General features: G+C 61.8%; 10 protein-coding genes. 4 read left to right on the top strand and 6 right to left on the bottom strand.

What is annotated here, in order from left to right; translation table 11 throughout:
• The first annotated feature begins 90 nt into the window (after positions 1-90).
• Entirely contained in the window at positions 91-1,704 is a 1,614-nt protein-coding gene (locus ACTG36_RS12425; protein WP_375280345.1) for a SulP family inorganic anion transporter, read from the top strand.
• Between the two features lie 64 nt (positions 1,705-1,768).
• On the opposite strand, the gene ACTG36_RS12420 is transcribed toward ACTG36_RS12425, so the two are convergent.
• Entirely contained in the window at positions 1,769-2,371 is a 603-nt protein-coding gene (locus ACTG36_RS12420; protein ID WP_375280344.1) for a flavin reductase family protein, read from the bottom strand.
• A gap of 73 nt (positions 2,372-2,444) precedes the next feature.
• Between ACTG36_RS12420 and ACTG36_RS12415 the strand changes: the two genes are divergently transcribed.
• From ACTG36_RS12415 to ACTG36_RS12405, 3 genes are all read left to right on the top strand, one after another.
• Positions 2,445-2,927: a GNAT family N-acetyltransferase gene (locus tag ACTG36_RS12415; RefSeq protein ID WP_375280343.1), complete on the top strand. Its 483-nt coding sequence runs from the start codon at positions 2,445-2,447 to the stop codon at positions 2,925-2,927.
• Between the two features lie 31 nt (positions 2,928-2,958).
• Positions 2,959-3,771: an EcsC family protein gene (locus tag ACTG36_RS12410; RefSeq protein ID WP_375280342.1), complete on the top strand. Its 813-nt coding sequence runs from the start codon at positions 2,959-2,961 to the stop codon at positions 3,769-3,771.
• An 82-nt stretch (positions 3,772-3,853) separates the two neighbouring features.
• Positions 3,854-5,230 carry a DUF3179 domain-containing (seleno)protein gene (locus tag ACTG36_RS12405; RefSeq protein WP_375280341.1) on the top strand — a complete coding sequence of 459 codons (1,377 nt, stop codon included), beginning with the start codon at positions 3,854-3,856 and terminating at the stop codon, positions 5,228-5,230.
• Positions 5,231-5,300: 70 nt separating this feature from the next.
• Here ACTG36_RS12405 and ACTG36_RS12400 read toward each other — a convergent pair whose 3' ends face one another.
• The 5 genes from ACTG36_RS12400 to ACTG36_RS12380 all read right to left on the bottom strand — a co-directional run bounded on the left by ACTG36_RS12400 (position 5,301) and on the right by ACTG36_RS12380 (position 11,729).
• Positions 5,301-6,155 (bottom strand): DUF4394 domain-containing protein, encoded by an 855-nt coding sequence (locus ACTG36_RS12400; protein ID WP_375280340.1) that lies wholly within the window; start codon positions 6,153-6,155, stop codon positions 5,301-5,303.
• Positions 6,156-6,272: 117 nt separating this feature from the next.
• Positions 6,273-8,513: a phosphoenolpyruvate--protein phosphotransferase gene (gene ptsP / locus ACTG36_RS12395; protein ID WP_375280339.1), complete on the bottom strand. Its 2,241-nt coding sequence runs from the start codon at positions 8,511-8,513 to the stop codon at positions 6,273-6,275.
• 75 nt (positions 8,514-8,588) lie between these two features.
• Complete coding sequence (locus ACTG36_RS12390) at positions 8,589-9,026, bottom strand: GNAT family N-acetyltransferase (RefSeq protein ID WP_375280338.1); 438 nt, start codon at positions 9,024-9,026, stop codon at positions 8,589-8,591.
• Positions 9,023-10,261, bottom strand: coding sequence for an aspartate kinase (locus ACTG36_RS12385; protein WP_375280337.1), 1,239 nt, complete (start codon positions 10,259-10,261; stop codon positions 9,023-9,025). Before ACTG36_RS12385 ends, ACTG36_RS12390 begins: the two co-directional genes overlap by 4 nt.
• A gap of 58 nt (positions 10,262-10,319) precedes the next feature.
• Complete coding sequence (locus tag ACTG36_RS12380; protein WP_375280336.1) at positions 10,320-11,729, bottom strand: FAD-binding oxidoreductase; 1,410 nt, start codon at positions 11,727-11,729, stop codon at positions 10,320-10,322.
• Positions 11,730-11,856 lie beyond the last annotated feature (127 nt).

Genomic DNA, 11,856 nt, shown 5'->3' with positions numbered 1-11,856 from the left:
CTCCGCTGCGGGGGGTGACATGCCTGCGCGCCTCCGATACACGGCCCGAAAACACCCCTCAACTGCCAAGGTGATCCGTTGCGTCAATCCATGTTCGCCAAGCTCGTCGGTCGTCTCGAAGATGCCGATCTGAAGCCCTCCTCACGAAACCTGACGCCAGACCGGCTCAGGATTGAGGTCCTCTCCGGTCTGACCGTAGCGCTGGCGTTGGTGCCAGAGGCCGTGGCCTTCGCCTTTGTGGCCGGGGTGGAACCGCTGGTGGGGCTGTATGCGGCGTTCATCGTCGGTCTGATCACAGCGCTCATCGGGGGGCGCCCGGGGATGATTTCCGGGGCCACGGGGGCCTTGGCGGTCGTGATGGTGTCGCTGGTGGCTGTCCACGGTGTTGAATACCTGTTCGCGACGGTTGTCCTGATGGGGATTATCCAGCTTTTCGTGGGCTTCATGCGCTGGGGCAAATTCATCCGACTGGTGCCGCATCCGGTGATGTTGGGCTTTGTAAACGGTCTGGCGATCGTGATTTTCTTGGCCCAGCTGACCCAATTTCAAGTGCCCGGATCGGGTGAGATCGCGGGACACGGCGTGTCGGGCGGTGAATGGCTGTCGGGGCCGAAACTCTATTTGATGTTGGCGCTGACAGCGCTGACCATGGCAATCATCTGGGTCTGGCCGCGTGTCACCAACCTGATCCCCGCGCCCTTGGCGGGCATCGGCATCGTGGCCATTCTGGTCATTGCCTTGGGTCTGGATGTGCCGCTGGTGGGGGATTTGGCCAGCATCGAAGGCGGCCTTCCGCCGTTCCATATTCCGGCCGTGCCGTTCACGCTTGAGACGTTTTATATCATCCTGCCCTATGCGCTGATCCTGGCCGCCATCGGCCTGATCGAAAGCCTACTGACCTTGAACCTTGTGGGCGAAATCGTCGGCAAACGCGGCGGCGCCAGTCAAGAATGTATCGCCCAAGGTGTGGCCAACACGGTCACCGGTTTCTTTGGCGGCATGGGCGGCTGTGCGATGATCGGCCAGTCCATGATCAACGTAAAATCCGGCGGTCGCACACGGATCGCGGGCACGGTTGCGGCCCTGTTCTTGTTGGCCTTCATCCTCTTTGCCTCCGGCCTGATCGAACAAATCCCGCTGGCCGCCTTGGTCGGTGTGATGTTCATGGTCGTGATCGGCACCTTTGCGTGGAACAGCTTTAAGATCATGACCAAGGTGCCGCGCACCGACGCTTTCGTCATCGTTCTGGTCACAATCGTCACCGTGATGACGGACCTTGCCACTGCCGTGGTCGTGGGTGTCATCGTGTCCGCCTTGGCCTACGCATGGTCGAATGCGAAACGCATCTACGCCAGCACCTACACCACGCCTGAGGGCGCGAAGGTCTATAAGATCAATGGCCCCTTGTTCTTCGGCTCCTCCGACGGGTTCATGGAATTGTTTCAGGTCGAAGCAGACCCCAAAACCGTGATCATCGACTTCGAAGGCAGCCGCGTGGCCGACCAATCGGCGCTTCAGGCGATTGAGGCCGTGGCCGCCAAATACGAAGACCTGGGCAAATCCGTGCAACTGCGCCATTTGACCCGCGACTGTCATGCATTGCTGTCGAAAGCCGGACACCTTGTGGTCGACAGCGACGATGACCCCGACTACGAAATCGCGGTGGATTACTCCGTTCGCACGGGCATCATCGGCGGGCATTAAACCAAACGGGTCGGCGGGCGGGCGCCTTTGGGCCGCGGGGCCAAACAGTCCCGCCCCGCCGATCCTATTCTGGCCGTTTGAGGGGGAAAACCTCGCGCACGGCGGTGTAGTCCTGATACCCCATCCGCGCCAGTGGCGTGAAACGGGTCACATCGAACTTGCCCTCAACCATGCAATCGTCGCGCAGATGGACGCCTGTGACCTCCCCGAAGACCACAAAATTCGCCTCCCCTTCGATCTTCACGATCTGGGTCATCCGGCATTCCAAAGCCGCCGGCGCATCCGCCACACGGGCGCAATCAATCGTCTGACACGCGGCCTTGGTGATTCCCGCATCGGCAAATTCATCCACATCGCGCGCCCATGGGCCGCTGGACCGGTTCATCACACCCTTCATGGCGTATTCGACGATATTGACCGTAAATACGCCCGTTTCGCGGATGTTGGCCACCGAATCCTTCGTATCCCCGCGATCCTCTTTGGCAGAGGTCGATGCAAACATCACCTGCGGCGGAAGGTAAGCGACCGCATTAAAGAACGAATAGGGCGCCAGATTGTCCGCACCATCCGCCCCACGGCTTGAAATCCAGCCGATAGGGCGCGGGGCCACAACGGCGTTGAATGGATTATGCGGCAAGCCGTGGCCGTCTTTGGGTTCGTAGAACATGGGGGTCGCTCCGATTGTGTGCCTCGTGATAACCCCGTTGCAAAGTGAACGAAACATCGGTTCAACAACGGCAATGGAACTCACCTTCGAGACCCCGGACGACACGCCCCAAGTGGAGGCCCTTTACGATCTGTGCTTTGCACCCGGTCGCAAGGCGCTGTCGTCCTACCGGCTGCGCGATGAGGTCCCCCCCCTCCCCGCCTTTTGCAGCGTCGTCAAGGACGGTGACAGTGTGGGCGGCGCCATCCGCTGCTGGCCCATCCGCGTTGAGGACCATGACGCGCTGCTTCTGGGCCCCGTGGCCGTTCACCCTACCCGTCAGGGTGAAGGGCTGGGCGGGCTGATGATCCGCGATGTTCTGATGCGTGCGGGCGGGGCCGGTTGGCCGCGCGTGTTGCTGGTGGGGGACGCGCCTTACTACGAACGCTTCGGGTTCCGGCGTCTCAGCGGGGTGGTCATGCCACCCCCCACAAACCCCGACCGTGTGCTCGGGTTTGGCCCATGGGCCGGCGTGCGAGGCCGCGTGCGCAAACGCCTTGACGCGCTGCCGGATTGAAAATCCGGCGCCCCTCCCCCACATAAAACCCATGACAGCTGAAAATGAGACGATGCGCGTCGTGAATCCAGACGCCCCCCCTGCCCCCTTACCGCCTGAGGCACGGGCGCAGATCGCGGCCATCGCCGCGCGTCAGCACAATGCGTCAGGTGTTTTGATGCAGGTCATCACCTTTCTTGGCGGTCAGGTCGAAGACGGCCTGAAAATCCTTCCTCCCAGCACCAAAGCCCGCCTTGACGGCGCGGCGACGCGGGCCTTGCGCGCCAGCTACGATGCGGCGGGCCGGTCGCAAGGCGGGCTGGGCCGTTTGGTTGCCACTGACCGCGCGCACAAGGCGCTGGCCTCTGTTTCGGGGGCTTTGGGCGGCCTTGGCGGCCTGCCCACAGCCGTCGCGGAATTGCCGCTTGCCACCACCGTGATCTTCCGCGCCGTGCAGCAAATCGCGGAACACCATGGCGAAGACCCCATGTCGCCTGAAACACGTGCGCAGTGCTTGCATGTCTTTGGCAAGGGCGGACCGGGGGCGGAGGATGACGGGATCGACACCACGTTCATCGGCGCGCGGCTGGGCCTGTCGGGCGCTGCGATCAACAAACTGATCAGCAAAGTCGCCCCGCGCTTTGCCACCGTGTTAGGACAGAAACTCGCCAGCCAGACCGTCCCGATCTTGGGCGCTGCGGCCGGGGCAGGCACGAATTACACCTTCGTCAGCTATTATACCGATCTGGCGCATGTCCATTTCGGACTGCGGGCTTTGGCCCGCCGCTATGGCACCCAAGCCGTCGCAGATGCCTTTCATGAAGAACTTGGCAAACTGCAAAAGCCACCGGTCCTGCGCGCCTAACATCCCACTGACGAGAGTTTGATTGGCACGTCAGGCGCCAATCGGGAATGCTGCGCGCAGTCCTGATCGAAAGGTTGCTTCGATGTCCCGCCCCACCCGTTCTCGGTTTCGCACGCTTTTGGATGTATCGCTTTTGGGCCTCGCCCTGATCGGGCCGCAGGCCGCCAGCGCGCAGGCGGATCTGCCGGATTATGTCATCGCTGAATTTGGCACGCCCCCCGCCATTCCGACCGGTGACTTGTCGCCCGATCTGCAACAGGCCGTGGCCGTGGTCTTTGTCGAAAGCCTCGCCCAGTCGTTGTGGACCACCAATCAGCAAGAGGCTTTGGCCGACATCGTGGCCGCCGATGACCCCCGTCTGGCGTGGCTCATCAGCGACATGATGCGGTTCACATGGCGGCGCGATTTTGACGATGCGCTGGCGCAGGCCGCAGCCGACCTGTTGGGCATCGAATACACGGCCTTTCGCCGCTGGGACGAACTGACGAACCACCTGATCGCATGGGACATCCCCGCCTATCCCGGATACCTCGCCCACAAACGCGGGATTTTCACCCATTTCGTGCCCGGCTGGGACCGCATTTTTGTCGAAGGCGACATCGATTGGCGCATGGTCAGCTGGGGCGGCGTGCTGATCGATGACCGCCCCTTCGGCATGGATGAGCTGTGCAATTGCATCCCCGCCGTCGACAACCCTGAGGTTGAAACCGCTGCTGAGGCCACGTGGCTGGACGAGGATGACGTCGTCTTCGGCATCGAAATCAACGGGGAGGCCCGCGCCTATCCGCGCCAGATCATGGAGGTCCGTGAGATGGTGAACGACACCTTGGGCGGGCGTGATCTGGGCATTCCCTATTGCACGTTGTGCGGCGCCATGCAGGCCTATTTCACCGATGATGTGCCAGGCGCTGTGACCCGCCCCGTGCTGCGCACCTCGGGCCTTTTGATCCGGTCCAACAAGGTCATGTATGACCGCGCAACGTGGTCGGTGTTTGACACCTTTCTGGGCCGCGCCGTGACAGGCCCCTTGGCTGAGGCCGGTGTCGTGCTGGACCAAGCGACCGTTCTGACGACCACATGGGGCGCGTGGAAAGAGGCGCATCCCGACACCACGGTTTTGGTCGAAGAACTGGCCTTGGGCCGCGATTTTGACTTTCGCAACGGACGCGATGCGAACGGGCCGATCTTTCCGGTGGGCGATGTGGACCCGCGATTGGCCGTGCAGGATGACGTGATCGGCGTTGTCACAGCGTCGGGCACGCCGGTGGCGTTCGAACGGGGTGCGGCCCAGCTGGCGTTGCAATCGGGCGCTGAGGTGACGTTTGAAAACGTGCGTCTGGCGCTGGACGCGGGTGGCATTCGCGCCGTGGGGCAGGACGGCGAAGACCTTGGATCGCATCAGGCCTTCTGGTTTGCGTGGTCACAGTTCCATCCCGATACGGCACTTTGGACGCCATAAAAATGGCGGCGCACCCTCCCCTGATGCGCCGCCGTCCGAGGCGGGTTTCCCCGCCTCTGTCCAATGGGGATTACATCCCCATGGAAACTGCGAAGCTGGTGATGCCGCCCATCCCGAGATCGCTGAGCAACGTTGCCGCACCGCTTTCAAGGTCGATGGCATAAAGGCCAGCTGTCTCAGAGCCATCCATCTGCAAGATGGCATAGGCCGCGTCTGTGCCAACCTCGGGCGATACGATGTCGAACCCACCCATGGAAGACAGATCGACGGTGTCGCCGTCGACTGTCAGATAGGCCACCGTCTCCAATGTGCCCGCGTTGTTGGCCAGTGAAATCAAGGCATTGGCGTTATAGTCCAGCGCATACTGAAAAGTGCTTTCGGCGGTCGCACCGGCAATGGCGTTGGTGTAGGCGTTTGCATAGACGCCCGGTGTCACGTCGGCGTTCACGTCGCCCTCTGCATAGGCCAGATCGGTGAACCGCAGCACGGAATTGGCGCGGTCATCCATGTCGCCGAAGCCTTCGGGGAAATAGACAAGGTTCTCACCCGATGTCGCCACGGCACGCACCGCATCGATCGCGTTGTTGAAATCGAAGGCCACGGTGGCGCCGTCCATGATCATCGCATCATCGGCAAAGGTGGCGCCCAGATCTGTCAATTCACCAGTGGCAGGGTTGATCTTAAAGATTGCGCCGTTGGTGTAGCCCAACAAATCGCCCGTCACCGGACGATAGGCAATCGCGTCGACCTTTTGTGCCAGATCGAACATCTGCGCCTCAGCGGGGGCGGCGATGCTGTCCATCGCCACCAGTGTCATGCCGTCATTGGCAAGGGCATAGCCCATGGTTGAGGCGTGGCCATCTGCGGCAGCGATACCGGCGGTCAATGTAAGGGCGGTCGTTGTGGTCATAAGACGCATAAGCATGGGAAGTGTCCTTTCAAGACAGTGTCATCCTCCCCCTGTTCTTCGGGGGGTGTGCTGAAAGGAACGGGGCGCGCGCGCCCATAGTTTCGGCGCACGCACATTTAATTTGCAGATTTCCTAGATCTGTTCGCGCAGATGGTCACTGATGGCGCTGCGCACGGACATGTCGCCCCTGACACGCGCCTCGTGGATGACATCCCGAACATCATCAAGGTTCAGCCGCCGCAGCAGGTGCTTGACCGGCCCAATGGAGGCCGGACGCATGGACAGGCTGCGCAAGCCGAGGGCGGCAAAGGCCACGGCCTCAATCGGGCGGCCTGCGTCCTCCCCACAGAAACTGACGGGTGTGTTGTGGGCGTGACAGCGCGCGATCAGGTTTTCCAAGAAGGTCAGGAAACTGACATTCAGTGTGTCATAGCGGCGGCGCACCCGTTCGTTTTCACGGTCCGCGGCAAAGAAGAACTGTTTAAGGTCATTGCCCCCGATGGAGATAAAATCGACCTCTTGAAAGAACACATCCGGCGCGAAAGCGAGGCTGGGGGTTTCCAGCATCGCGCCAATTTCCACCGAGGCTGGCAGCGGATGGCCCAAAATGCGTTCGCGTTCCATCGCTTTGTCGAATTCCGCACGGGCAGAGCGGAATTCCTCCAACTGGGCGATGAACGGGAACATCACTGTCAAAGGCCGCCCGTTGGCCGCCCGGATCAGCGCCTGCAACTGCATCCGCAGCACGCCAGGCTTTTCCAGCCCCACGCGGATCGCGCGCCAGCCCATCGCAGGGTTGGGTTCATCGTTGGGCTTCATATAGGTCAGCACTTTGTCCGACCCGATGTCCAATGTCCGAAAGGCAACGCGGCGGCCTTGGGCGGCATCCATCACCCTTGAATAAAGCGCCGACAATTCAGCGCGGCGGGGCATCTGGCTGCGCACAAGGAACTGCAGTTCCGTGCGGAACAACCCGACGCCTTCGGCACCGGAATTTTCCAACGACGGCAAATCCGCCATCAGGCCCGCGTTCATGTGCAAAGACACCACCGACCCGCAGCGCGCCTGCGCGGGCAGATCACGGATGCTGGCGTAGCGCAGCTGCGCCTCGGTCTGCATGGCGATTTTGTCTTTGAAGGCCGATTGCACCTGTTCGTCCGGACGCAGGTGCACAATGCCCTGTTCGCCGTCCACGAGGATCGGATCGCCGTTCAACGCCTCGGTCGTGATGCCTTGGGCGCGGATCACCAGCGGGATCGCCCAAGCGCGCGCCACGATCGCGGCGTGCGATCCTACGGAGCCTTCTTCAAGAACAATCCCCTTCAGAGTTTTGCCATAATCCAACAGCTCACCCGGGCCGATATTGCGCGCCACCAGCACCGGATTGGCGGGCATTTCAGCGCCCGTATCGGACCCCTGCCCCGTCAGAATGCGCAGCAGGCGGTTGGACAGATCATCAAGGTCGTGCAGACGGTCCCGCAGATAGCTGTCGGCCTGCCCCATGCGGTTGCGCGCCAGCGATTGCTCCTTTTCCACGGCGGCCTCAGCCGACAGACCTTGGGCGATGTCGGCCTCCATCCGGCGCATCCAGCCACGGGAATTGGCGAACATGCGGTAGGCCTCAAGCACCTGTTTTTGATCGTTATTCACGGTCGACGTCTGGGTCAGCATATCATCCACTGACACCCGCAGGGTATCGACGGCATCGCGCAGGCGGGCCAGTTCGGCCTCGGGATCATCGGCGATCACATTGGTCACGACCACACGGGGTTCGTGCAGGTAGACGTTACCACCCGCGGCCCCTTCTTGGCCCACATTGCCCCGGAAAATGACCGGTTCCTGGTGGCGCGCCTTAAGGGCGGCGCCCTCCCCCACAAAGGCGCCCAGTTCGGTCATCTCAGCCAGAACCATGGCCACGACCTCAAGCGCGTAAACCTCATCTGCAGTGAATTCGCGGCTGGCGCGGCTTTGCACAACCAACACGCCCATGGTGGTGCCCAACCGCTGCACGGGAATGCCGCAGAAACTGGAATAGCGTTCTTCGCCGGTCTCAGGCATATAGCGGAACCCGCGCGCGGCGGGGGCGTCGGCGGTGTTCACGACCTGTTTGGTGGTCGCCACGCGGCCCACCAGACCTTCACCCAGACGCATCCGCGTTTGGTGCACGGCCTCTTGCTCCAACCCTTCGGTGGCGCAAAGTTCCAGCGTTTCGGCGTCACGGAACAGATAGATCGAACAGACCTCGGCCTTCATGGACGATGCGATCAGACGCACGATTTCGTCCAAACGCGCCTGTCCTTCGCCCCCCGATGCCATGACATCGCGGAGACGGCCGAGCAATTTGCGGCTTTCGGTCTCAAAACTGGCTGGCATGGTGTTCCTCGTGTCCTCGCCGCCAGACTATCCGTGCAATCAGCGCCCCGCAATCATGGATTGAACACGGGGGGCCTAGACGCTCATGTCGTAGGTCGTGAAGGGAATGGGCGCTGCCACCTGATCATAGACCTTACGGGCACGGGCGTTGTCATGGGCCGTCATCCACCGCACAGAGGTATGGCCCGCGTCCTCGGCGTGCTGGCGCACAGCCTCAATCAAGGCCTGCGCAGCCCCTGTGCCACGTGCGGTTTCCCCCACGAACAGATCATCCAGAAAAAGGCCCGTGGTGGACGCAAGGGGCCGTGCAAAGGGCCGGATATGGGCAAACCCGATCAAGGTACCATCCGCATCAGCGACCAGCCCGTCGACCTCATGATCTGGGTCCATGATCCACTCCCAGACCCGCGCGCGCATCTGCGGGGTCTGGGCGGCCTCATAAAAGGCCGCGTAATCTGCATAAAGCGCATCCCAAGCGGACCTGTCCGCCTGCGTGATGGGCCGGACAATCATGCCGCTTGATCGAGCCCGAACGCATCGTGCAGGGACTGCACGGCCAGTTCCATATACTTGCGGTCGATCAACACGCTGACTTTGATCTCAGAGGTGGTGATCACCTTGATGTTGACGCCTTCGTCGCGCAGGGTTTCGAACATCTTGGCCGCCACGCCTGCGTGGGACCGCATGCCGATGCCCACGATCGACACTTTCGCCACGTTCTGATCGGCCACCAGATCATGGAAATTGATGTCGCCTGCGGCCTTGGCCTCTTCCATCGCTTTCTCAGCGCGCGCCACCTGATCCACAGGGCAAGAGAACGTCATATCCGTCCGCCCTTCTTCGGAGATGTTCTGCACGATCATATCGACATTCACCCCTGCCTCAGACAGCGGGCCAAAGATCGCGGCGGCAATGCCGGGGCGGTCCGCCACAGAAATCAGCGTCATCTTTGCTTCGTCACGGCTGAAGGCCACACCGGCCACCACGTTGGATTCCATAATCTCTTCCTCCGCACAAACGAGGGTTCCGGCCTCGTCGGATTGTTCTTCAAATGATGACAGCACGCGCAGGCGCACCTTGTACCGCATGGCCAATTCGACTGACCGTGTCTGCAACACCTTGGCCCCCAAGGACGCCAATTCCAGCATTTCCTCAAACGCGATCTTGTCAAGCTTGCGGGCCTTGTCGGTCACGCGCGGGTCGGTGGTGTAGACGCCATCGACGTCGGTGTAGATGTCGCAGCGCTCGGCCTCGAAGGCGGCGGCAAAGGCCACAGCCGTGGTGTCTGACCCGCCGCGCCCCAGCGTGGTGATGCGGCCCTCGGGGCTGACCCCCTGAAAGCCCGCGACGACGGCCACCTTCATGCCCTCACCGAATTTGGCCGTGATGTTGTCCGTGGGGATTTCCTCAATTCGGGCGGAGGAATGGGCAGAGGTGGTTTTGACCGGCACCTGCCAGCCCTGCCAGCTGCGCGCTGGGACGTCCATTTCCTGCAGCGTCAGCGCCATCAAACCTGCGGTCACGTTCTCCCCCGACGACACCACCGCATCATATTCGCGCGCGTCATAAAGGGGCGATGTTTCGCCCACAAAGCCCACCAACTTATTGGTTTCGCCCGACATCGCGGACACGATGACGATCACGTCGTAGCCTTTGGCAACCTCAACGCCCACCCGTTTGGCGGCGCGTTTGATGCGGTCCAATGTGGCGACCGATGTGCCGCCGAATTTCATCACCAGAACTGGCATAATCTTCCCTGTCGCATGTTCGCGCCCCCTTTATTCTGCGGGGGCCACGGACGCAAGGTCAGGCCCGCAAAACCGCACCGGGGTTGAGGATGCCACGCGGATCCAACGCCTGCTTGATCGCGCGCATCATCGTCAGTTTGGCGGGATCGGCATAGGTTTCCAGATCGCCCACCTTCAGCCGCCCGATGCCATGTTCCGCACTGACGGACCCGCCAAGGGACGCCGCCAGATCATGCACAGTCGTCTTGACCGCATCACGTTGATGCTGGTGATCCGCACGGGTTTTGCCGGGCAAGGGAAAGACGTTGTAATGCAGATTGCCGTCACCCAGATGGCCGAAACAATTGATCCGGAAGGTGTCGATTTTGGCCAGCAAAGCGGGCGCGCGGTCAATAAACTCCGGCACGCAGGAAATCGGCACGGATATGTCATGGGACGACACGGACCCGATCCGCCGGTTGCCTTCGGGGATCATCTCACGGATTGCCCAAAGGTTGTCTGCCTGCTGTTGGGACTGCGCAATCACACCATCGCGCACCAAATCACCGGCCGCCTCGAACACCCCTGCCAGCGCGTCCTGCGGATCGCTGCCCGCCCCCATGCCGACCTTCATCAGGACCGACCATTCCGGCGTCGTGGCAAATGGCGCGTGATAGCTGAGGCCCGTTTCATCCAGAAAATCAAACCCTTGCCGGTGGATCAATTCGAACCCGCTGATCACCTCACCCAAATGGTCGCCCGCCACGCCCAGCAGCGACACCGCCGCGCGCGGCGACGGGACCACGAACATCGCCGTTGCCTCTTCTGCTGGACGCGGCATCATGCGCAGCGACGCGCCGGTGATGATGCCCAATGTCCCCTCGGATCCGATCATCAGATCGCGCAGGTCATACCCGGTGTTGTCTTTGCGCAACCGGCTCATCCCGTTCCAGATCGTGCCATCGGCCAGAACGACCTCCAACCCCAGACATTGCGCGCGCGCATTGCCATAGCGGATCACATTCAACCCGCCCGCGTTCGTGGCCAAAAGACCGCCAATCCGCGCTGATCCCTCAGACGCAAGAGACAGAGGAAACAACCGCCCCGCATCCGCCGCCGCTCGTTGCACGTCCGCCAAAATGACGCCCGCATCGACCTCGATCACGTTCTCATCGGCATGAACTGCGCGAATACGGGCCATCCGCGCAAGCGACAAAACCACAGGTACCGCACCGCTCTCCAACAGTTGCCCACCAACCAATCCGGTCCCGCCGGAATAGGGCACCACGGGCACTCGTGCCGCATGGCACACCGCCATCAAGGCAGACACCTCATCCACCGACGCAGGCGACACCACCACACCCTGCCCGCTCCAACGGCCCCGCGGCTCTTCCAAGAACGCCGCCGGATCAGCCTGAAACGCAGCCTCGGGCAACGCCGCCCTGATCCGCTCCAACACAGCACCCGTTGCAGATGACAGGGTTTCCATAGCCGCACGCTCCTTGTGTCTTTGTCTCAAAAATATCCCGGGGGACGGACCCGAAGGGCCGGGGGGCAGCGCCCCCTCCTCCGCCCTGATCCAGAATAACCTCACTCACATCCACCAGCGCCCCGCA

Origin of the sequence: Pseudooctadecabacter sp. (assembly GCF_965657175.1) — a bacterium.
Taxonomy (GTDB): Bacteria; Pseudomonadota; Alphaproteobacteria; order Rhodobacterales; family Rhodobacteraceae; genus Octadecabacter.
Note: the sequence above shows the minus strand (reverse complement) of the source record. Positions and strands in the feature narration are given on the sequence as shown.

What these genes read in the sequence shown, in the direction of transcription:
- ACTG36_RS12405 (WP_375280341.1), top strand. Translation starts at nt 3,854, where the DNA reads ATGTCCCGCCCCACCCGTTCTCGGTTTCGCACGCTTTTGGATGTATCG.
- ACTG36_RS12380 (WP_375280336.1), bottom strand. Translation starts at nt 11,729, where the DNA reads ATGGAAACCCTGTCATCTGCAACGGGTGCTGTGTTGGAGCGGATCAGG.
- ACTG36_RS12385 (WP_375280337.1), bottom strand. Translation starts at nt 10,261, where the DNA reads ATGCCAGTTCTGGTGATGAAATTCGGCGGCACATCGGTCGCCACATTG.
- ACTG36_RS12425 (WP_375280345.1), top strand. Translation starts at nt 91, where the DNA reads ATGTTCGCCAAGCTCGTCGGTCGTCTCGAAGATGCCGATCTGAAGCCC.
- ACTG36_RS12415 (WP_375280343.1), top strand. Translation starts at nt 2,445, where the DNA reads ATGGAACTCACCTTCGAGACCCCGGACGACACGCCCCAAGTGGAGGCC.
- ACTG36_RS12390 (WP_375280338.1), bottom strand. Translation starts at nt 9,026, where the DNA reads ATGATTGTCCGGCCCATCACGCAGGCGGACAGGTCCGCTTGGGATGCG.
- ptsP (WP_375280339.1), bottom strand. Translation starts at nt 8,513, where the DNA reads ATGCCAGCCAGTTTTGAGACCGAAAGCCGCAAATTGCTCGGCCGTCTC.
- ACTG36_RS12410 (WP_375280342.1), top strand. Translation starts at nt 2,959, where the DNA reads ATGACAGCTGAAAATGAGACGATGCGCGTCGTGAATCCAGACGCCCCC.
- ACTG36_RS12400 (WP_375280340.1), bottom strand. Translation starts at nt 6,155, where the DNA reads ATGCTTATGCGTCTTATGACCACAACGACCGCCCTTACATTGACCGCC.
- ACTG36_RS12420 (WP_375280344.1), bottom strand. Translation starts at nt 2,371, where the DNA reads ATGTTCTACGAACCCAAAGACGGCCACGGCTTGCCGCATAATCCATTC.